This is a genomic window from Pseudomonas sp. MYb327 (genome assembly GCF_040438925.1).
Taxonomy (GTDB): domain Bacteria; phylum Pseudomonadota; class Gammaproteobacteria; order Pseudomonadales; family Pseudomonadaceae; genus Aquipseudomonas.
In genome coordinates, this window is record NZ_CP159258.1 from 5100748 (window position 1) to 5120489 (window position 19742).

The following is a 19742-nucleotide window of genomic DNA, read 5'->3' on the forward strand; positions in this document are numbered from 1 at the left end:
GACGCCTGCCATGCGCCGCTGGGGAACTGAACGCGTCGTTGGCCTGCATGATCCGCGGGTCAACGAACATCACCTGGAATCCACGGGCCTGCCCGCAGATAGCCGTCTGCGCTTGCTCAGTTTCAACATCCAGGTCGGTATCAGTACCGAGCGCTATCGGCATTACCTGACCCGAAGCTGGCAACACTTGTTACCGCATATCGGGCGCGGGGACAATCTGCAAAAAATCGGCAGCCTGCTGGGCGACTTCGATCTGGTCGCCTTGCAGGAAGCCGATGGCGGCAGTCTGCGTTCCGGCTACGTCAATCAGGTCGAACACCTGGCGCAGCTCGGCGCTTTTCCCTACTGGTATCAACAACTCAATCGCAATCTCGGTCGACTCGGCCAGCACAGCAATGGCGTGCTCAGCCGCCTGCGTCCGTGGGCGATTGAAGATCATCCGTTGCCGGGGCCCAAGGGTCGCGGGGCGATTCTGGTGCGCTTCGGCGAAGGCCCGGAAGCCTTGGTCGTGGTGATGATGCACCTCGCACTGGGCGCTCGCGCCCGTAGCCTGCAACTGGCTTACATCCGCGAATTGATTGGTGGCTACAAACACCAAGTGTTGATGGGCGACATGAACACCCATGCCAGTGACCTGCTGCAAAACTCTCCGTTGCGCGACCTCGGCCTGCTGGCCCCGCAACTGGAAGCGACATTCCCCAGCTGGCGCCCACAGCGTTGCCTGGACCACATTCTTCTGAGCCCGAGTCTGACCCTTGAAAAGGTCGAGGTGCTGGCCCAACCCATTTCCGATCACCTGCCGGTCGCGGTAGAGATACGTCTGCCGGGTTCGCTCACGGCTGATGCATTCCCCGCGTTGAGTCCTGCCCTTCGCGGAACCCCTGAATGAGCGACGAAACACAGCGCTGGAAAGAGAAATACCTCAAAAGCATCGAACAACAGGAAAAACTCGAACGTCGCTGGGATGCCCGGCTCGACTTGTTGCGTCGTGGGCTGGTGCGTAGCACCCTGGCTGCGGAAGGTACGGACCGCGCGGTTGACCAATGCATGAAGGAAATGCGCGAAGTCGTGCGCACCGACGACATGGATGCCGGCCTGGCCGCCCTGCTCCCGCGCCTGGAAAAGGCCGTCCTGGATTCCGAGCAGCGTCGTGAAACCCGAGTTAATCAGACCAGCGCCGCGCTGACCGCCCTGGTCACTCAGCTGCAAAAATTACCGCTACCGCGAGAAGTGCGCCGCCCCCTCAAGAACTTCGCCAAACAGCTGGATAACCGCGTCAGCCAGGCTCGCGAGATCCCATTGCTGCTCAGTGAACTGAGCGGGTTGCAAGGCAAAGCCCTGAGTCAACTGGAGAGCCCGGCGGAATCCAGTCGACCAGGCTTGTTGCAGCGGTTGTTCGGGCACCGTGATTCCGAGGAGGAGACAACTCCAGCCGCCGCCCCATCGGCGCAACCCTCCCTCGCCCAGTCTGCTGAAGGCCTTACGGCTGGCGAGACATCGCCCTCCATCGTCGATCTTCAACCAATCGCGCATGAGCCTCACACGAAGCCTGCGGCCGAACACCCTGCCGCTATCGAACATCACTCGCCGCAATCATTGCCCGAGGCGCCAGAGCCTCCCGTTGCTGCGGTATTTGCTCCACCCGTTCCAGAACCTCAGCCGGACCCTGCCCCAACACTTGAGCCACTGGCTCAACTGGAAACCCAGCAACCCAAGGACGCGGCGCACTCTCCATCCACTTCAGCGCCTACGACTGAAGGCATTAACCCCGATGAACTGACTCGAACCGTCATACTGGACAGCCTGCCTGTTCCCTCCGTGATGGCCGTGGACACCATCCATCCAGAGCAATCCGACCACGATGTGCTGTATGCCTTGCCGGACTCGCCTGAGCCTTCTTATAGCTCGGTGGCCAAACACATCGAAGAAACACTGTTGGGTCTACTCGACGACCTGGCGCTGCCCGAGCGTCATCGCCCGCAAGCTGAATCGATGCGCGATCGCCTGAAAAATGGCTTGAACTGGTACGAACTGCTGCCGATTCTCGATGACCTTGCGACGTTGATGCTGGCGATCTCAGACAGCGGTCAGCACGAATTCGAGGCTTACTTGCAGCGGCTCAACGAACGCCTCGAGTCGTTCCAGAGCAATTTGCAAGCCGCCAGTGCCGGTCACGCCGACAATCGCTCTGCCGCACAGGCGATGGATACACAAATCCGCGAGCAGGTCGACGGTCTGCAGAACAGCATGCACGAAGCCGCTGACCTGGACGACCTCAAGCATGTGTTGGAAAACCATCTCGAAGGCCTGCTTGGCACCATGGATCAACACCGCCAGCAGCGGGATGAGCGTGAGCAAGAGGTCGCGGCCCGCCTGCAGAGCCTGGCCGAACGCGTTGCCCACATGGAGCAGGAAGCCCTGGGCTTTCGCGAACATCTTGAGGAGCAGCGCCAGAAAGCCTTGATCGATCCGCTGACCGGCCTGCCCAATCGTGCAGCCTGGAGCGAACGCCTTGATCATGAAATCAACGAGTGGCAGCAACACGGCAACACGCTGATGCTGGCCATGCTCGACCTCGATCACTTCAAGCGTATCAATGATAACTATGGTCACCTCGCGGGCGACAAGGTCCTGAAAATCATTGCTACCGTTGTGCGCAAGCGCTTGCGCGGGACAGATTTCATTGCCCGGTTCGGCGGTGAAGAGTTTGTGCTGTTGATGCCCTGCACGGTGCCGGCCGCAGGCATGAAACTGCTCGAAACCCTGCGCGCCGCCGTTGAAGCGTGCCCTTTCCACTTCAAGGGTGAGCCGGTGACGATCACGGTGTCCATGGGGCTGACCACTTTCAAAGCCGGTGAACACAGCGATGTGACGCTGAAAAGAGCCGATCAGGCGCTATATCGAGCAAAAAATGCCGGACGCAACCGGGTCGAACTGGGCTGATCGGCAATTGTTCCATTTTGTTTAAATCATCGCGATAGACCTACGTGCGCGGAGCAGTACGTTACACTGTTGCATTACTGTCCTGCGTGTATTGCCTTCCGCCATGAAATATTTCGCTCTCATCGTGTCACTGATGCTGCTGGCCGGTTGCGCCAGCGGTCCCCGTATCGACACCAGTCACGTTTCGGCCAATCACGACAGCCGCATACAGTTCGTGGTGATGCATTACACAAATGCATCTCTTGAACGCTCGTTGCAGTTGTTGACCCACGGCGAGGTCAGCAGCCATTACCTGATCGGCGACGACAAGAACGCAACCATCTACAAGTTAATGGACGAAAACCTGCGCGCCTGGCATGCCGGTGAAAGCCAATGGCAAGGTCGGACGTGGCTGAACTCCAGCTCTATCGGCATCGAAATCGTCAACCCGGGTTTCACCGACACGCCAACCGGGCGCCTCTGGTATCCCTACAGCGATGCGCAAGTCCAATCCATGATCTTCTTGCTAAAGGACATCAGCAAACGCTACGCCATCAACCCTCGCAGCATCATCGGCCACAGTGACATTGCACCACTGCGCAAGCTGGACCCGGGGCCGTTGTTCCCCTGGAAGCGCCTCGCGGAAGAGGGCATTGGCATCTGGCCAAACGAGCAAAGCGTCGCGCGACAACAGGCACAGTTCCAAACACAACTGCCCAGCATCAGCTGGTTTCAAACACAGTTGGCCCGCTTTGGTTATGACACACCGCAAACCGGTGAACTGGACGTAGCCACCCGACATGTCATCGCAGCCTTTCAGATGCACTTTCGACCATCCCGTTTCGACGGTACGCCGGACGCGCAAACGGCAGCATTGCTACAGGTGTTGAATCAGACAAAATAATGACGACCGCTCGACGGTGCGGGCGTTTTCTCAACCAGCAGCTATAACTCATTGGTAATTCGCCGGATATTCCATATGACTGCTGCTCGAGTGAGGATTCGTAGTTGGTTCTATCGCCCTTGGTTTCTGGCGATGCTGGCTGCTGCCTTGAGCGCATCACTGCTGTTGGCCGGCAGCCTGTTCGTCGCGATACACCAGGTCGAGCAGAACGAAAGCCAGGAAATGAATGCCCAGGGCGAACGCTTTCTCGCCCGCCTGGAGCAACTTTTCGGCCAGTTGCGCGAAAGCCTCGACGATCTGGAGGCTCAGCCGCTGCGAGGCTGCGACGACGAAATGATCGCGACCTTGCAGCAGGTCAGCTTCAATTACCGCTTTGTTTACGAAGCGGCTTATATGGACGCCTCGCGAATCTGTTCCAATCGGCCGCGCCAGGAAGGCTTGTCTCTCGCACGACCGCCAGACATCAAAGGTCCCACCTACAGTTACTGGCTGAACACCACCACCGAACCCGATGAAAATCGCGCCGCCCTGATGCTCGGGCGCGGCAATTTTCGCGTGGCGACATCTCGCGGGCACCTGACCGACATGGTCGACCTGTCACCGGGAAGCAGCCTGCTGGTGGTACTCGATCACGGTACCCGGGCGATTCCGGTATTAGGCGTCGAGCAAGCCTGGCCGCCAACCGAGGCCTGGCCACCGAAAAGCCGCGATGCGTTGCAAGTCACCCATCGTCGGTTGATTTACCGCATGCCCACTGACAACCCGGAGTACCAACTGGTGCTCATCACTCCGCGCAGCGGTGCGCATATTCCGCCGATGTGGTGGTGGTTGCTGCCGGCCAGCCTGGTGTTGGCCGCGTGCGTGGGCTTTCTGGTGTTTCTGCTGGTGCGTCAGCGCCAGTCGCTGGATGCTGAGCTGACAGGCGCGATACGTCGCGGCGAGTTACAGGTGTTGTATCAACCGATTTTCGACCTCGACAGCCGCAACTGCGTGGGGGCCGAGGCCTTGCTGCGCTGGCGAAGGCCGGACGGCACCCTGACCAGTCCCGATCTGTTCATTCCGATGGCGGAGAACACCGGACAAATCCGCCAGATGACCGACTTCGTCCTGCAACGCCTGCTTGAGCAGCTGGGGCAATTACTGCGGGCGAATCCGCAGTTGTACATTTCGGTCAACCTCGCGGCGTGTGATGTCATGGTCCCGCGCATCGGCCAGGTGATGGCGCGCCTGCTGACCCTGCACCGGGTCGCGGCGAAGCAAATTGCCTTTGAGGTCACCGAACGGGGCTTGATCGATGTAGTGGTGGCACGGGAAAACCTGCAAGCCTTGCGTGACGTCGGGCATCAGGTGCTGATCGATGACTTTGGCACCGGTTATTGCAGCCTCGCCTATCTGCAAACCCTGCCGGTGGATTGCCTGAAAATCGACAAAGCCTTTATCGATGCTTTGGGCCATGACGCCGCAAGCAGTGGCGTGGCGCCGCACATCATTCACATGGCGCAGTCACTGCATCTCAAGGTGATTGCCGAGGGCATCGAGCATGAAGCCCAGGCAGCACTACTGAGCAGTGAAGGAGTGAAGTTTGGTCAGGGCTGGTTGTTTGCCCATGCCTTGAGCGCGGTGCAGTTCATCGAACTGATTACCCGTGGTCGCCGGTTAGCCCAGCGACGTCTGGATGACGAAGCGTAAACGTGCGCTATACCGTCAACGCCATGTAGAACTGAGTACCCTGCCCCGGCCGGGAATAGACGCCCATCCGCCCGCCGTGCAATTGCACGATTTCCTTGCACAACGCCAGGCCAAGCCCGGCGCCACCTTTCTTGCGACCGACCTGCACAAAAGGCTCGAAAATCCGCCCCTGTTGCCCGTAGGCGATGCCTTCGCCATTGTCCTCGACGCTGATGATCACCCGGTCGCCATGGCGCCGGGCCTGCAAGCGTATCAGCCCTCCTGGCGAGGTGTGACGCAGGGCGTTGTCGATCAGGTTGTCGAGCACCCGGTCCAACTGCGGTTGATCGGCCTGCAAACGCGGCAAAGGCCCCTGCGCTTCCACCAACAGATCGATACCCTGCACTGCCGCAGCGTCGGCAAAACGTAATTGTGCCTGCTCGAGCAAGTCCTCGATGGAGCACGGCGCCAGCGTCAGTTTTTGCAGGCCATTCTGATAACGAGAGAAATTCAGCAGGTCGTTGATCAACTGCATCAAGCGCTGCATTTCTTCGTTTACCGTGTCCAGCAGATCGGCTTCACGAGAGTCTTGGGGAAAATGCGCGCGTTCGCGGAAGAGGCCGAACGCCATGTGCATGCCGGTGACCGGTGTGCGCAACTCATGGGAGGCACGCAGCACGAACTCGCTGCGCACCCGTTCGAAGGCGCGCTGTTCAGTGACGTCGTGCAACACCATCACCGCACCGAGAATATGGCCTTGGGTATGACTGACCGGCGTCAGGCTATAGGTCAACAAGCGCGACTCACCATCGACTTCGATGCTCAGGTCCTCCGGCGCTCGCTCCAGCGTGCCGCCACGCAGCACCAGCTGCAGCTGTTCATCGAGCTCGGGACGCTCCAACGCCGTGCCCAGCCCTTGCCCGAGTCGATCGCTGTCCCATCCCAACTGGCGCTGCGCCACCGGGTTGAGGTGCTCCAGATGACCTTCACGATCGATCATCAGCAATCCGTCATCGATGCTATCGAGCACCGCTTGCAGACGCTGCTGCCCCGCGAGCAGCTCATCGACATTGGTCGCCTGATGCTCGCGCAGGGCCTCGGCCATGATTCCGAAGCGCCGGGTCAGCTGATTCAATTCCACCGCCGAAGAGATCGGCAACGTGACGTCGAATTTGCCCTGGCCGATATGGTCCGCCGCCTGCGCCAAGGCCTCAATGGGCTCCCCAAAGCGCCGTGCGATGGCATGAGCGGTGACGAAACCGATGATCAATACCGCCAACCCGACCATGCCGAGCAACCCGGCAATCAGCAGCGCGCGCTCACGGGCGCGCCGTTCGATGTCGTTGATGTTGTCCAGTGCACGCTTGTGTTCGGCGATCAAACCACTGCGCAGCGCATTAAATTTTTCGGTGAGCTCGTCGTTGCCGCTCAGCACATGTTTGGGGTCAGGCGACACCTCATACGCCTGAATAAAGCTCAGGTAATCCGCCTTGGCTTTCTTGAAACCGTATTCGCTGCCGATGCCCGATGGCTCTTGGGCAATGCCCTCCTCCAGCAGTTCGAAGTATCGCTTTTTGGACGCGTCGAAGGCAGCGGAATCCGGTTGTTCGCTGAGCATGAGGATCAGCTGATCACCCAGTGTCTGGCGCAGTTTCAAGCCCACGTCCAGGGTAACGAAGTTGTTGCGCACCAGCGCTTCTTGCGTCCCGGCCATCTGCATGACGCTGACGAGCCCAAGCAGAAGCCCGAGCAGTGCGACGGTGATCAGCGCGGAAATACTGAGAAACAGCCGGGTCCGCAACTTCATCGCCAGTTTCATCGCTGGCGACTCACAAGTTGTACTGTTTGCGTTTGCGGTACAGCGTCGATGCGTCGATACCCAAGGTCTTGGCGGCCTGGTCCAGCGTGCCGGCGGTGGCGAGCACTGCGCCGATGTGGGCTTTTTCCAGCTCATCGAGACTCAGGGCGGCGCCGATGCGTGGAGCGTTATTGATCGGGGCTTCGGACATGCCCAAATGGCTGATTTCAACCCGTTCCTGCGGACAGATGATGCTCGCCCGCTCGACCACGTTGCGCAGCTCACGAATATTTCCCGGCCAACGATAGCCAAGCAGCGCTTCACGGGCTTCGTCACTGAAACCCCGAGCCGGGCGGGCGTATTCCTTGACGAACCGGGCCAGAAAACGGTCGGCCAGGTTGAGAATGTCTTCCCGGCGTTCGCGCAGTGGTGGCAGGTGCAAGGTGATGACGTTCAGGCGATACAGCAGGTCTTCGCGAAAACGGCCGTCGCGAACCATGTCTTCCAGGTTCTGGTTAGTCGCCGCGAGAATGCGCACATCGGCGCGGCGGGTAACCGGATCCCCTACCCGCTCGTATTCTTTGTCCTGAATAAAACGTAGCAATTTTGGCTGCAAAATCAGCGGAAAGTCGCCGATTTCGTCGAGAAACAGTGTGCCGCCATCGGCTTGATTGACACGACCCAAGGTACTTTCGCTAGCCCCGGTAAACGCGCCACGACTGTGGCCAAACAGCTCGCTTTCCATGAGTTCGGCAGTTAGCGACGGACAGTTAATGGTGATGCATGACTTCTTCGCCCGCTTGCTCCAGCCGTGAATCGCCTGGGACAGCTCGCCTTTACCGGTGCCGGATTCGCCGAGAATTAAAATGTTGGCATCAGTCGTGGCGACCTGGCGTGCCGTTTCCAGCACCACTTTCATCGCCGGGCTATGCGAGTCGAGGCCATCCTTGGGTTTGCGCACCTCGCCTTCCAGCGCTTCCAGGCGCGCCGATAGTTGCCGCACTTCCAGCTGCTTGGCGGTAGCCAGGCGCAGTTGATCCGGGCTGCATGGCTTGACCAGATAATCGGCAGCTCCCGCCTGGATTGCATCTACGGCAGTGTCTACGGCTGAGTGAGCGGTGACGATCACCACGCGCATCCACGGCGCTTGAATGCGCATCTGCGCCAGCACGTCGAGGCCATTGTCTTCACCCAGGCGCAAATCGAGGAAGCACAGGTCGAAGACCTGGCGTTGCAACAACGCATCGGCTTGCGTAGCGCTGTTGGCCGTCGCCACGCTGTAGCCTTCGTCCTCAAGGCAATAACGAAAGGTTCGCAGGATGGCGGACTCATCATCCACCAAAAGAATACGGCCTTGGTGCTCAGTGGCAGATTCCATTTTCCTACGCTCCTTTATATGAATGATGTTGGTTAGCCCCGGAAAAATCGGGCAAGTTGCATGGTTTATTCTGATGCATTCCCGCCATGCCAGGGTAGCTATCTGTAGCCCTTCGGAAATCGCCTAATTTTTTGAGCTTTTCAAAGCAAGCCTCTCATCTGCAGACGCCTTACGTTCATCTCTGACATCTGCGCCCTCCTCTCAATTCAAAAATATTGCGACACCCCTGCGATAGATCGTGCATATCGCACGACCGCGCGAGGGCCCATCGTGCAGGATGCGTACGAAGCGTTTTGCACAACATCTGTAACAGATTGATTTACAAGGGTTTTTTAATCTAAAAAATCTGGCATGACGGCTGCAATACCTTGGATAACGCAGGGCAAAAACAAATGCCCCCAACCGATTTCCCCGCGTGGGAGGAGCTCCAGGATGATTCGCCAACGTGCCGCCCAATTGCATCTTTCATCACTGCATTTGCAGCAAGGGCTTTTTGCTGTTTTTGCCCTGCTGGTCACTTTGTTTGGCGGTCAGCAATTCCTGCGCTGGGAGCAGAGTCAACAGCAAGAAGCCCCGCGCATCTCATTTGAGCGCCCAGTCCAGACTCACTTCAGCGCTGCAAAAAGCGGCGTGGCCGATAGTGCCGCCATGCGAATGATGGATGTCGACCAGGCTCAGCCTGCGGATCAGATGCCTCGTCAGGAACGCTGGGTTTTTTAAATTCAAACACTTGGCGCGCTCGTTGCGCCGGGATATGCAACACCTCTAAATAGAAGCGTAAGGAGAATCACCATGTTGAGCTGGGCAATCACATTCTTGATCATTGCCATTGTCGCTGCCGTTCTGGGCTTCGGTGGTATCGCGGGCACCGCCACGGGTATCGCCAAGATTCTCTTTGTCGTGTTCCTGGTGATGTTCATTGCTTCCTTCTTCTTTGGCCGTCGCGGTCGAGGTTAGACATGAGCGGTTCGTTAAGAACAATGGCAGCCGCCCTGCTACTGGGCGGTAGTGCCATGGCAGTCGCTGCCAATGATGGGCAGGCTCGGGTCAACGAGTTGCTGAACGCAGACCCGCAATACAGGGAAACCTGGCAAGGCGTTGTGAAGAAGGAAGAGCGCTTGCCGGAATGGGTGATGAATTTGTCCGGTGATGCCGAACAGATGAATGCCGTTGAAGAGGATGGCGACAAGTATCTGGTGGGCCCGCTCTGCGAGTCGCAAAAGAGCTGCCTCAATGAACGCTTGATCGTCGCCGTCAGTTTCGACAAAAAGGACGCCTACGCCATGCTGGTCGAAGTACCGACAGGGTTACCGGCCGACAAGTCGCCGACCCGGCACGCCAACTATCGTTTTATCGGCCAACCGGATCAGGGCATGCAGGATTTGCTAATGCAACAGCTGAAAAAAGATCCAAACTGGTATTGAACTGAATTGAAACTACGAAAGAAGCGTTGCTTCTTTCACAGTGCGCCACCCGAGGAAGGCAAGGCGCATGACCAAGGGGTCGGGACGTTCTACCTGTTTCAGGGGTGGAGTGACCTACGGGTACAGGGAGTGCCTGCGCAAGGGCCGGGTCAGGAAAAAGCTGCGACGCAAGTTCGCCAGTCATCATGATTTGACGAACTTGCGAAGAGCTTGTGCGCGCAAAGCGCCGAGCTAAAAAGGTTACTCTTTCAATCCTCCCTCCTGCGTAAACCCGCCAGATACCGTTTCTTAACAAACCGTATATCGAGAAATGGGGTCTTTTTGCGGCCGCGACTTCTCTTCGTCCGTTGTAGGATTTTCCCGAAATATCTCGTCTATTCTCTTGATCAAAAAACAATCAACCTGCTCTGTGATGGCCGGTTCACGGCACTTATGCCTGCTGAAATGTCATATTCGAACTGTTTGCGACGTCACTTTCTGCAAAATAGCCTCATGCCGATTCGGCATAGGGTAGTCGTTTACGGCATTAGACGTCACTCTCTTGCATCGGAATAGTTGCGCCTTTTTTCGCCTGCCAGAGAGCCACTAACAAGCGCTCCGGGGCTCCTTATACGGGGGCAGATGCACAGGACTTTTCGCCACAAGCGATGCGTTTCGTGCCACTGCTCGAGTCAAACTGAAGTAAGGGTAAAGATATGAAGAAGGCAAAGCTTAGCCTCGCCTGGCAGATCCTCATCGGTCTGGTATTGGGGATTGCAATTGGTGCGCTGCTCAACCATTTCAGTGCCGAAAAAGCCTGGTGGATCAGTAACGTCCTGCAACCGGCGGGCGATATCTTTATCCGTCTGATCAAGATGATCGTGATCCCGATCGTGATCTCGTCGCTGATCGTCGGCATTGCTGGCGTCGGCGACGCGAAGAAACTCGGGCGCATTGGCCTGAAAACCATCATCTATTTCGAAATCGTCACCACCATCGCCATTCTGGTCGGTCTGGTGCTGGCCAACGTGTTCCACCCGGGCTCAGGCATCGACATGAGCACCCTGGGTACTGTGGACATCTCCAAGTACCAGGCGACTGCCGCCGAGGTTCAGCATGAACACGCGTTCATCGAAACCATCCTCAACCTGATCCCGTCCAACATCTTCGCGGCCATGGCCCGCGGCGAGATGCTGCCGATCATCTTCTTCTCCGTACTGTTCGGCCTCGGTCTATCGAGCCTGCAAGCGGATCTGCGCGAGCCGCTGGTGAAGATGTTCCAGGGCGTGTCGGAAAGCATGTTCAAAGTTACCCACATGATCATGAACTACGCCCCGATCGGCGTTTTCGCACTGATCGCGGTGACCGTGGCCAACTTCGGCTTCGCCTCCCTGCTGCCGCTGGCGAAACTGGTGATCCTGGTTTACGTCGCCATCGCCTTCTTCGCCTTCGTGGTGCTGGGCCTGATCGCCCGCCTGTTTGGCTTCTCGGTGATCAAGCTGATGCGCATCTTCAAAGATGAGCTGGTGCTGGCCTACTCCACCGCCTCCTCCGAAACCGTGCTGCCACGTGTGATCGAGAAGATGGAAGCCTACGGCGCGCCGAAAGCCATTTGCAGCTTCGTGGTACCGACCGGTTACTCGTTCAACCTCGACGGTTCGACCCTGTACCAGAGCATCGCGGCAATCTTCATTGCCCAGCTGTACGGCATCGACCTGTCGATCAGCCAACAATTGCTGCTGGTGCTGACCCTGATGGTTACTTCCAAAGGCATTGCCGGTGTACCGGGCGTGTCCTTCGTGGTACTGCTGGCGACTCTGGGCAGCGTCGGAATTCCGCTGGAAGGCCTGGCGTTCATCGCCGGTGTCGACCGCATTATGGACATGGCGCGTACCGCACTGAACGTCATTGGTAACGCTTTGGCCGTACTGGTCATCGCGCGTTGGGAAGGCATGTACGACGATGCCAAGGGCCAGCGCTACTGGAACTCGCTGCCGCACTGGCGCAGCAAGGAAAAACTGCCGGCTGGCGAGATTTCCAAGAACTGACGACCGCTGAATGAGCCGGCTTGCTGGCGATGAACGATAACGCGGTGTGACAGCTACACCGCGACGCGACAATCGCCAGCATGCCGGCTCCTACAGTTGGTAGCGCATAGATAAACCCCGGAGAAATCCGGGGTTTGTCGTTTCTGGCCACCCCGCTATCATTCGCGCATCTTTTGGGGGATTTGACTGATGCTTAATGGCCTGTGGCTTGGCTTTTTCATCGTGGCTGCCGTGTCGGCACTGGCGCAATGGTTGATCGGCGGCAACGCCGGGATCTTCGCGGCGATGGTAGAAAGCATCTTCGCTATGGCCAAATTGTCGGTCGAAGTCATGGTGTTGCTGTTCGGCACCCTCACCCTCTGGCTGGGTTTTCTGCGGATCGCCGAGAAAGCCGGGATCGTCGAATGGCTGGCCAAGGCCCTCGGTCCGCTGTTTTTGCGCCTGATGCCGGAAGTCCCGCCCGGCCACCCTGCCATCGGCCTGATCACCCTGAACTTTGCCGCCAACGGCCTGGGCCTGGACAACGCCGCCACGCCAATCGGCCTCAAGGCCATGAAAGCCCTGCAGGAGCTCAACCCCAGCGCCACCATCGCCAGTAACGCGCAGATCCTGTTCCTGGTGCTCAACGCGTCCTCCCTGACCCTGCTGCCGGTGACGATCTTCATGTACCGCGCCCAGCAAGGCGCGCCCGACCCGACGCTGGTGTTCTTGCCGATCCTGCTCGCCACCAGTAGCTCAACCATCGTTGGCTTTCTCTCGGTGGCGTTCATGCAACGCCTGCGCGTCTGGGACCCGGTGGTGCTGGCGTATCTAATTCCCGGCGCCCTCGCCCTCGGTGGATTCATGGCGCTGCTGGGGACAATGTCAGCCGCCGCGCTGGCGGGTTTGTCGTCGATCCTCGGAAATTTGACGCTATTTGGCTTGATCATGCTGTTTTTGATCATTGGCGCGCTGCGCAAAGTGAAGGTTTATGAAGCATTCGTCGAAGGTGCCAAGGAAGGCTTCGACGTGGCGAAGAATCTGCTGCCGTATCTGGTAGCAATGCTTTGCGCTGTGGGCGTGTTGCGGGCATCGGGGGCGCTGGATTTCGGCCTGGACGGGATTCGTCATCTGGTGGAGTGGGCCGGTTGGGACACGCGCTTCGTCGATGCGCTGCCGACCGCGATGGTCAAACCGTTTTCCGGCAGCGCCGCCCGGGCGATGCTGATCGAAACCATGAAGACCTCCGGCGTGGACAGCTTCCCGGCATTGGTCGCGGCGACGGTGCAGGGCAGTACCGAAACCACGTTCTATGTGCTGGCGGTGTACTTCGGTGCCGTGGGTATTCAGAGGGCGCGGCATGCGGTGGGGTGTGCGTTGTTGGCCGAGTTGGCCGGCGTTCTGGGCGCCATCGGGGTTTGCTACTGGTTCTTTGGGTGAATCCAGAATTTATCGCTGGCAAGCCAGCTCCTACAGGTTACAGCGCGGTCTCTGTGGGAGCTGGCATGCCAGCGATAAGGTCCGCAGGACCTTCAAGGTCTCGCCGGCGGCGCTAACTTTTGCCCTTGCTCAACCGCCCAACCTACCACCTGCGACGTCAACTGATCACTGGCCTGGCCAAACCCCGTCACTACCGCCGGCACCTTCACGTCACTCAACGGTTGGCGCACTTCAAAGCGTTTGCTGGCGAGGATTCGCTGGTCATATCCCCGAACCAATAAAGCATCCAGGCGCACGACCACGCTGGCGCTGGTGCCCTGATACTCGGTCTGAAACGCCTGCAAACCGCCGCCTAATTCCAAGTCCGCCTGGAAGTTGCTGTCGTCGGTGCTGAGCAAAGTCACTCGACCATCACGCTGAAAACCATCAAGCAGGCGATTGCGCAGCAAAATGGGCGCCGGGTCGCTCCAGCGCGAGGCCTTGTAACTGATCATCACGTCGCCCTGGGGGATAACGGCAATGTTCGGGCTGTTCAACGCTTCGCTGGCCTGAAGTTTGTTCAGGCGCAATGACCAGCGCTGCGGCGTGCCGTGACTGGCTGCCGCGCTGTTCTGAGCCGAAGGCAATCGATAGACATCGAACGGCTCGGGTTTGGGCAGGATTGAGCAAGCAGCGAGCAGCGTGAAGCTGGCGAGGAGGGCGAGGTGAGTCAGCTTCATGGGGTAAATTCCTTGTTCTTGTCACTGCCCAGCAAGTAACCGCTGGGGTTGGCCTCCAATCGTTCGGAAATGGCGCGCAACGAGCTCAAAGTCTCGCGAAACTCCCGTACCGCCGGCGCCAGGCCATTGAGGCCCTGCATGCCGTTGTTGAGCGAGTCCTGATTGGCGGCGAGCAGCTTGTTGATGGTCGCACTGCTTTGCTCCAGCGACTTCATGGCCTGCTCGGCGCTGCCGAACATCTGTTTGCCCTGGTCATTGAGCAAACCGTTGGCGTTGCGCATCAGCGCCGATGTCTGTTCCATCATGGTGCTGGCCTGCTTGCCCACCGATGCCAGTTGCTTCATCGCCTGACTCAGGTCGTCGCGCTGATCGGCAATGGTCCCGGTGGTGACTTCCAGATGCTCCAAGGTCTTGCTGACGCGCTCGATGTTTTCGGTGGAAAACATCAGGTTGACGTTGTGCATCAGCGTGTTCACACCGGCCATCAAGTCGTTGCTGTCGTTAAGCAAACGGGCGATGGGCGAGGGCGATGCGACGATCAGCGGCAGTTTGCCGTCCTTGCCCTTGAGTGGCGGACTTTGCGGCGTACCACCGCTGAGCTGGATGATCGACGTCCCGGTCACGCCGGTCAGCGCCAGTTTGGCCTGGGTGTCTTCCTTGACCGGCGTATCGCCACCCAGGCGAATCCGCGCCAGCACCCGGCGCGGGTCTTTCGGGTCCAGGCGCAGCAACACCACGTCGCCGACCTTGATCCCGCTGTACTGCACGGAGCTGCCCTTGGACAGGCCGCTGACCGCTTCATTGAAGACGACTTCGTAGTCCTTGAATTCGGTGTCGACGCTGGACTTGGCCAGCCACAGGCCGAAGAGCAGGGCGCCCGTCACCACAATCACGGTGAACAGGCCGATCAATACATGATGGGCTCGGGTTTCCATGTCAGACCTCGTTGAGCTGTTGAGCGGCACTCAGCGCCGCGCGGCCGCGAGGGCCATGGAAGTATTCGTGGATCCACGCGTCGTCGGTTTCCGAGACGACATCGATGGCATCCGCCACCAGCACTTTCTTCTGCGCCAGCACCGCCACCCGGTCAGTGATGGTGTAGAGCGTATCGAGGTCGTGGGTCACCAGGAACACACTCAGGCCCAGAGCATCGCGCAGGGTCAGGATCAATTGGTCGAACGCTGCGGCGCCAATCGGATCGAGCCCGGCGGTGGGTTCGTCGAGAAACAGGATGTCCGGGTCCAGCGCCAAGGCCCGCGCCAGCGCCGCACGCTTGATCATGCCGCCGGACAGGGACGCGGGGTATTTGTCCGCCGCCGACAAAGGCAATCCAGCCAGGGCCAGTTTCACCGCCGCCAGGTGCTCGGCATCGTCGCGACTCAGGCCGGCGTGTTCGATCAGGGGCAGGGCGACGTTCTCGGTCACGGTCAGCGAAGAGAACAGGGCGCCTTTCTGGAACAGCACGCCGAAGCGCCGTTCGATCAGGGAGCGTTCGTGTTCGGGCAGGGTCGGCAGGTTTTTGCCAAAGACCTTCACCTCACCTTCGCTGGGCTGGCGCAAGCCGACAATGCTGCGCAGCAGCACCGACTTGCCGCTGCCCGAGCCACCGACCACGGCGAGGATTTCACCTTTGTACAAATCCAGATCGAGGTTCTCGTGCACGCTCTGACTGCCGAAGCGATTGCACAGCCCACGGACTTCGATCACCGCCTCGGCGGGCACTCGGGGTAGACGACTCACCAGCCCATCTCCATGAAAAACAGCGCGGCCACGGCGTCGAGTACGATCACCACGAAAATCGACTGCACCACGCTCGATGTGGTGTGCGCGCCGACGGACTCGGCGCTGCCGCTGACCTTGAAGCCTTCCAGGCAACCGATCGCGGCAATCAGGAAAGCGAAGATCGGCGCTTTGACGATCCCCACCAGAAAATGCTGAACGCCGATGTCCGATTGCAGCAGCGACAAAAACATCGCCGGCGAAATATCCAGCGACACGGCGCAGACCACGCCACCGCCGACAATCCCGGAAAGCATCGCCATAAAAGTCAGCATCGGTAACGCGACCAGCAGGGCCAGCACGCGCGGCACCACCAGCAATTCAATGGGGTCGAGGCCCAAGGTGCGAATGGCGTCGATTTCTTCGTTGGCCTTCATCGAGCCGATCTGTGCGGTGAACGCACTGGCAGTACGGCCGGCCATCAGGATTGCGGTGAGCAGCACGGCGAATTCGCGCAGAAAGGAAAATGCTACCAGGTCCACGGTGAACACCGTGGCGCCAAAACTGGCCAGCACCGTTGCGCCGAGAAACGCCACCACGGCGCCCACCAGGAAGGTCAGCAGGGCAACGATGGGCGCGGCGTCGAGGCCGGTCTGTTCGATGTGCGCGACCATCGGCGTGATGCGCCAGCGCTTGGGCTGGAACAGCCCGCGGACGATGGTTTCCAGTATCAGGCCGACAAAACCGAGCAGCTGCAGCGTGTCTTGCCAGACCGTATCCACCGCACGACCGATGCGGGTCAGCAGTTGAATGCCGACGCTGATTTCCGGTTCCTTGATCGGGACGCAGAAGTCAGTCAGAGAGCGGTAGACCGTTTGCAGCAATGCGCGGTCGGCGGAGGAAATGGTGCAATCGGGGTGCTCGGCGGACCGACCGAGACGCTCGGAGCCCAGGAGTTCCACCAACAGCGAGGCGCCCGCGGTGTCGAGGGCGCCGAGACCGTTGAGATCAATGCGGGTGCTGTCGTCGTATTGGCCTTCGAGCTTTTCGCTCAAAAGCTTGAGGTCGGCGTAATGGACGAGCGTCCAGTCCCCGGTGACCCGGATCTGAGGCGGGGTGAGCGAGGTGTCCAATTGGGCATTACCGGCCACTGTGCTGCTGGTCATAAGCTCCGTGCTTTTTCGGCTGTTACGCAGATCTACGTAATAGCACGAACTGCCTTACTTTTCTTTGACCGGTGTGCTGTCGGTAATCTTGAAACGCAGAACGCCGATCAACTGGCCATCTTCGGTCAACACTCGCACCTGCCATTTGCCCGCCGGGTTGCCGGGGAAGTTCTGCTTGTGGGTCCAGGCGCGGTAGCCTTCCTTGCGCCCGCCGTGGATATCGAGCGGAATGCGGTCGACCTCTTTGCCGTTGAACTGCCAGACGTGATAAATCCGCTCGTCCAGGCCACGGGGGGCATTGATCGCGGTATAGGCGTACAGGCCGCCACCGCGAATCTGCTCGGCGCTGACTTCTTCGAGGCTGTCGCCGGGGGTGCGATCCTGCATTTGCGTGCTGATCGCCACGTTGGTCATCCACAGGGTCGCCGGAGGCACCCACGAACGCAGCACCCAGCCGACGCCGCCAATGCCGAGGGTGATACTCAGGATCGCCACGGCGTTGCGCACGGTGCGGATCGGGAAGATCGACGCCAGGCTCGGGAATGACAGCAAAACGGCGATGCCCAGTGCCCATTTGAAACTTTGCGCGGTGGTCAGGTGCATGATTACCGGCAACGCGGTGAGCAGGGCGGCGAACAACGTCAGGGTATGCAGCGCGAGGAACGCCCAGCGCCGTGGCGCGAGCCATTTGTAGTAGAGCGGATCGATGATCGAGATCAGCGCCGCGATGGCCAACAGCCCGGTGAAAAACAACTGGCCGCTGTTCCACGTGGTGGTGATGAAAAAGAACGGCAGGACGAAGAACAGGCTTTCCTGGTGAATCATCTGCGTCGCGTAACGCAGCAGGGGCTGGGGAATTTCCCGTTTGAAGATTCGGGTGAACAGCTTGGTCAGGCTGTTTTCCAGCATCAGCCAGATCCAGCTGATCAGCATGATCGTGGTGATCCAGCTCGCGAGGCCTTGTTGGCGATCGACCAGAATGAAACTGCCGATCCCGGAGATGAAACCACCGAGCGCAATGACCCCCGGATAGCGCTTCATCAATTCGAGGATTCGCTGTACGAACAGGGTCAGGGTTTGCATTCGGGCGGTTCACAATAGTCGTAGGAAAAATCCTCGACAGGTTACCGCTGGCGCGTTGGCGTGGCGAGGGTGCCGGTCATTTCCGTTAAACACAGCCCTTCAGAGAATAGGGGCTTTTTGTGGCGAGGTTGCTATCGCCTGCGGTAAATCTGCCAGCCCAATAGCGCTAAAACCAACGCCCCCAACACTCCACCAATCGACCACATCAACTGGTCATAACTCATCAACGGCTTCTCGATTCGGACATATCCCGGTTGCAGGAGCAATTCGCGCATGGCTTTGTTCGCTTCCGCCAGCGTCACCCCTTGCAACTCTTTGACCGGGTTGGCGAAGCGACCGTCTTCGTAGTCACCCAGGGCGCTCCAGTAATAATCGGCCAGCGCGCTATTGCCTTGCACGGCCCAGGACTGGCGGGCGATGGCGGCCTGTTTGAGGCGGTTAAAGGTCTCGGCATTGAGCCCCTCTTTGAGCAAATCGGCCTTCAATTCGTCAAGCACCTTTTGTGCTTCGCCTACGTCGTCGCGCTCCAGGTCGGCGTTCAGGCTCATGAAACCAACGCCGCCGAACACCTCGCGCTCGGCCCAGGGGCCATAGGACAAGCCGTGCTCCAGGCGCAACCGGCGATAAAGCGCCCAGTCCAGGTAGTCCTTGAGCAGGTCGAACGTTTCGTCGTGCTGATCCTCCAGCACCGGTTCCGGCACCAGCCAGTGCAGCTTGGCACTGCCGCCGACCAAGCCATGAATCAAGTTGCGCTCATGGGCGGCACTGGCCTGGATTTGCGGCAGGGGCGGGTGCTCGGACGGGTTGATGGCGGTCAGCGCGCCATACGCCCGATCCAGATAGGCCGGCAGCAAACGTTCGAGGTCGCCGACAATGATCAGCGTCATGTTGTTGGGGGCGTACCAGTCCTTGCGCACATTCTCCAGCTGTTCGCGGGTCAGGTGATCGACTTCCGCGCGCTCGGGGCATTTGAGGCCCAATTCCACGGCCAGTTGTTTGCTGGCGGTGTTGCCCAGGTCCTGGCGATCCAGCCAGCGTTGCAGGTGCGTGTAGTGACCGCCGTCTTCACGCTCGACCACTTGCTTGGCGGCGTTGATGGCGTCTTCGTCGAAATGGGTCTGGGTCAGCAGAGCCAAAAGCAGATCAAGCACCTTGCGCTGGTTTTTCGCCGGCGCTTCGATCACGAACGTGGTGTCGGCGTTGCTGGTAAAGGCATTCCACTCGCCCCCAAGCTCCTGCATGCGTTCTTCCAGGCCACCTTCACCGCTGGCGTCGATGCCGCTGAAAAGCAAGTGTTCCAGCAGGTGCGGAAGCTCTTTATCGGCGCAACTGAAATCATCCAGACCGACTCCGACCACCAGCCGAATCGCCACGTGACCGCGTTCAGTGCCGGGCTTGAGCAGCAATTGCAAACCGTTGCGCAGCGTGTAGCCCTCGACCTGGAAGCGGTCCAGGGCAAACGAAGGGAGTGAGCCAAGCAACAGACAGGCGAATAACAGACAACGCATAACGAGC

The 19742-nt window shown here is 59.2% G+C and carries 17 protein-coding genes; 9 read left to right on the forward strand and 8 right to left on the reverse strand.

Translation table 11 applies throughout. The features are described from left to right. Positions 1–10: 10 nt before the first annotated feature. From ABVN21_RS23040 to ABVN21_RS23055, 4 genes are all read left to right on the forward strand, one after another. On the forward strand, positions 11–889 hold the full coding sequence (locus tag ABVN21_RS23040; protein WP_339552408.1) for an endonuclease/exonuclease/phosphatase family protein: 879 nt from the start codon (positions 11–13) through the stop codon (positions 887–889). After that, the gene (locus tag ABVN21_RS23045; RefSeq protein WP_339552409.1) at positions 886–2943 is read left to right on the forward strand and encodes a diguanylate cyclase; all 2058 of its coding nucleotides are present in this window, start codon (positions 886–888) and stop codon (positions 2941–2943) included. The genes ABVN21_RS23040 and ABVN21_RS23045 overlap by 4 nt, the downstream gene beginning before the upstream one ends. Before the next feature lie 103 nt (positions 2944–3046). Beyond that, the gene (locus tag ABVN21_RS23050) at positions 3047–3826 is read left to right on the forward strand and encodes an N-acetylmuramoyl-L-alanine amidase (protein WP_339552410.1); all 780 of its coding nucleotides are present in this window, start codon (positions 3047–3049) and stop codon (positions 3824–3826) included. Between the two features lie 75 nt (positions 3827–3901). Continuing rightward, on the forward strand, positions 3902–5515 hold the full coding sequence (locus tag ABVN21_RS23055; protein ID WP_339552411.1) for an EAL domain-containing protein: 1614 nt from the start codon (positions 3902–3904) through the stop codon (positions 5513–5515). Between the two features lie 7 nt (positions 5516–5522). Here the strand turns inward: ABVN21_RS23055 and ABVN21_RS23060 are convergent, their stop codons facing one another. Together ABVN21_RS23060 and algB are read right to left on the reverse strand one after the other, a co-directional pair. Further along, positions 5523–7313, reverse strand: a complete 1791-nt coding sequence (locus ABVN21_RS23060) for a KinB sensor domain-containing domain (protein WP_339552412.1) — start codon at positions 7311–7313, stop codon at positions 5523–5525. A 10-nt stretch (positions 7314–7323) separates the two neighbouring features. Further along, positions 7324–8670: a sigma-54-dependent response regulator transcription factor AlgB gene (gene algB, locus ABVN21_RS23065; RefSeq protein ID WP_339552413.1), complete on the reverse strand. Its 1347-nt coding sequence runs from the start codon at positions 8668–8670 to the stop codon at positions 7324–7326. 432 nt (positions 8671–9102) lie between these two features. Between algB and ABVN21_RS23070 the strand changes: the two genes are divergently transcribed. From ABVN21_RS23070 to ABVN21_RS23090, 5 genes are all read left to right on the forward strand, one after another. After that, positions 9103–9390, forward strand: a complete 288-nt coding sequence (locus tag ABVN21_RS23070; protein WP_339552414.1) for a hypothetical protein — start codon at positions 9103–9105, stop codon at positions 9388–9390. A 72-nt stretch (positions 9391–9462) separates the two neighbouring features. Further along, entirely contained in the window at positions 9463–9627 is a 165-nt protein-coding gene (locus ABVN21_RS23075) for a DUF1328 domain-containing protein (protein WP_003170804.1), read from the forward strand. A gap of 2 nt (positions 9628–9629) precedes the next feature. Then, positions 9630–10094 (forward strand): inhibitor of vertebrate lysozyme family protein, encoded by a 465-nt coding sequence (locus ABVN21_RS23080; protein ID WP_339552415.1) that lies wholly within the window; start codon positions 9630–9632, stop codon positions 10092–10094. Between the two features lie 695 nt (positions 10095–10789). Continuing rightward, positions 10790–12121 carry a glutamate/aspartate:proton symporter GltP gene (gene gltP / locus ABVN21_RS23085; RefSeq protein ID WP_034149439.1) on the forward strand — a complete coding sequence of 444 codons (1332 nt, stop codon included), beginning with the start codon at positions 10790–10792 and terminating at the stop codon, positions 12119–12121. A 189-nt stretch (positions 12122–12310) separates the two neighbouring features. Continuing rightward, entirely contained in the window at positions 12311–13540 is a 1230-nt protein-coding gene (locus ABVN21_RS23090; protein WP_339552416.1) for a nucleoside recognition domain-containing protein, read from the forward strand. A gap of 92 nt (positions 13541–13632) precedes the next feature. Here ABVN21_RS23090 and ABVN21_RS23095 read toward each other — a convergent pair whose 3' ends face one another. The 6 genes from ABVN21_RS23095 to ABVN21_RS23120 all read right to left on the reverse strand — a co-directional run bounded on the left by ABVN21_RS23095 (position 13633) and on the right by ABVN21_RS23120 (position 19735). Next, entirely contained in the window at positions 13633–14259 is a 627-nt protein-coding gene (locus ABVN21_RS23095) for an ABC-type transport auxiliary lipoprotein family protein (RefSeq protein WP_339552417.1), read from the reverse strand. Beyond that, complete coding sequence (locus tag ABVN21_RS23100; protein ID WP_339552418.1) at positions 14256–15194, reverse strand: MlaD family protein; 939 nt, start codon at positions 15192–15194, stop codon at positions 14256–14258. The genes ABVN21_RS23095 and ABVN21_RS23100 overlap by 4 nt, the downstream gene beginning before the upstream one ends. Position 15195: 1 nt before the next feature. Then, the gene (locus ABVN21_RS23105) at positions 15196–15999 is read right to left on the reverse strand and encodes an ATP-binding cassette domain-containing protein (protein ID WP_339552419.1); all 804 of its coding nucleotides are present in this window, start codon (positions 15997–15999) and stop codon (positions 15196–15198) included. Continuing rightward, positions 15996–17144, reverse strand: a complete 1149-nt coding sequence (locus ABVN21_RS23110; RefSeq protein ID WP_339552420.1) for an ABC transporter permease — start codon at positions 17142–17144, stop codon at positions 15996–15998. The genes ABVN21_RS23105 and ABVN21_RS23110 overlap by 4 nt, the downstream gene beginning before the upstream one ends. 54 nt (positions 17145–17198) lie before the next feature. Then, positions 17199–18227, reverse strand: a complete 1029-nt coding sequence (locus ABVN21_RS23115; RefSeq protein ID WP_339552421.1) for a DUF5924 family protein — start codon at positions 18225–18227, stop codon at positions 17199–17201. A 131-nt stretch (positions 18228–18358) separates the two neighbouring features. Continuing rightward, a complete protein-coding gene (locus ABVN21_RS23120) occupies positions 18359–19735 on the reverse strand; it encodes an insulinase family protein (RefSeq protein ID WP_339552422.1) in 1377 nt (458 codons plus the stop codon). Positions 19736–19742 lie beyond the last annotated feature (7 nt).

Bases quoted from the DNA above. Each gene is read 5' to 3' on its own strand.
- ABVN21_RS23050 (WP_339552410.1), top strand. From the start codon at position 3,047: ATGAAATATTTCGCTCTCATCGTGTCACTGATGCTGCTGGCCGGTTGC.
- ABVN21_RS23075 (WP_003170804.1), top strand. From the start codon at position 9,463: ATGTTGAGCTGGGCAATCACATTCTTGATCATTGCCATTGTCGCTGCC.
- ABVN21_RS23040 (WP_339552408.1), top strand. From the start codon at position 11: ATGCGCCGCTGGGGAACTGAACGCGTCGTTGGCCTGCATGATCCGCGG.
- ABVN21_RS23090 (WP_339552416.1), top strand. From the start codon at position 12,311: ATGCTTAATGGCCTGTGGCTTGGCTTTTTCATCGTGGCTGCCGTGTCG.
- algB (WP_339552413.1), bottom strand. From the start codon at position 8,670: ATGGAATCTGCCACTGAGCACCAAGGCCGTATTCTTTTGGTGGATGAT.
- ABVN21_RS23080 (WP_339552415.1), top strand. From the start codon at position 9,630: ATGAGCGGTTCGTTAAGAACAATGGCAGCCGCCCTGCTACTGGGCGGT.
- ABVN21_RS23055 (WP_339552411.1), top strand. From the start codon at position 3,902: ATGACTGCTGCTCGAGTGAGGATTCGTAGTTGGTTCTATCGCCCTTGG.
- ABVN21_RS23045 (WP_339552409.1), top strand. From the start codon at position 886: ATGAGCGACGAAACACAGCGCTGGAAAGAGAAATACCTCAAAAGCATC.
- ABVN21_RS23115 (WP_339552421.1), bottom strand. From the start codon at position 18,227: ATGCAAACCCTGACCCTGTTCGTACAGCGAATCCTCGAATTGATGAAG.
- gltP (WP_034149439.1), top strand. From the start codon at position 10,790: ATGAAGAAGGCAAAGCTTAGCCTCGCCTGGCAGATCCTCATCGGTCTG.
- ABVN21_RS23070 (WP_339552414.1), top strand. From the start codon at position 9,103: ATGATTCGCCAACGTGCCGCCCAATTGCATCTTTCATCACTGCATTTG.
- ABVN21_RS23100 (WP_339552418.1), bottom strand. From the start codon at position 15,194: ATGGAAACCCGAGCCCATCATGTATTGATCGGCCTGTTCACCGTGATT.
- ABVN21_RS23120 (WP_339552422.1), bottom strand. From the start codon at position 19,735: ATGCGTTGTCTGTTATTCGCCTGTCTGTTGCTTGGCTCACTCCCTTCG.
- ABVN21_RS23110 (WP_339552420.1), bottom strand. From the start codon at position 17,144: ATGACCAGCAGCACAGTGGCCGGTAATGCCCAATTGGACACCTCGCTC.
- ABVN21_RS23060 (WP_339552412.1), bottom strand. From the start codon at position 7,313: ATGAAACTGGCGATGAAGTTGCGGACCCGGCTGTTTCTCAGTATTTCC.
- ABVN21_RS23095 (WP_339552417.1), bottom strand. From the start codon at position 14,259: ATGAAGCTGACTCACCTCGCCCTCCTCGCCAGCTTCACGCTGCTCGCT.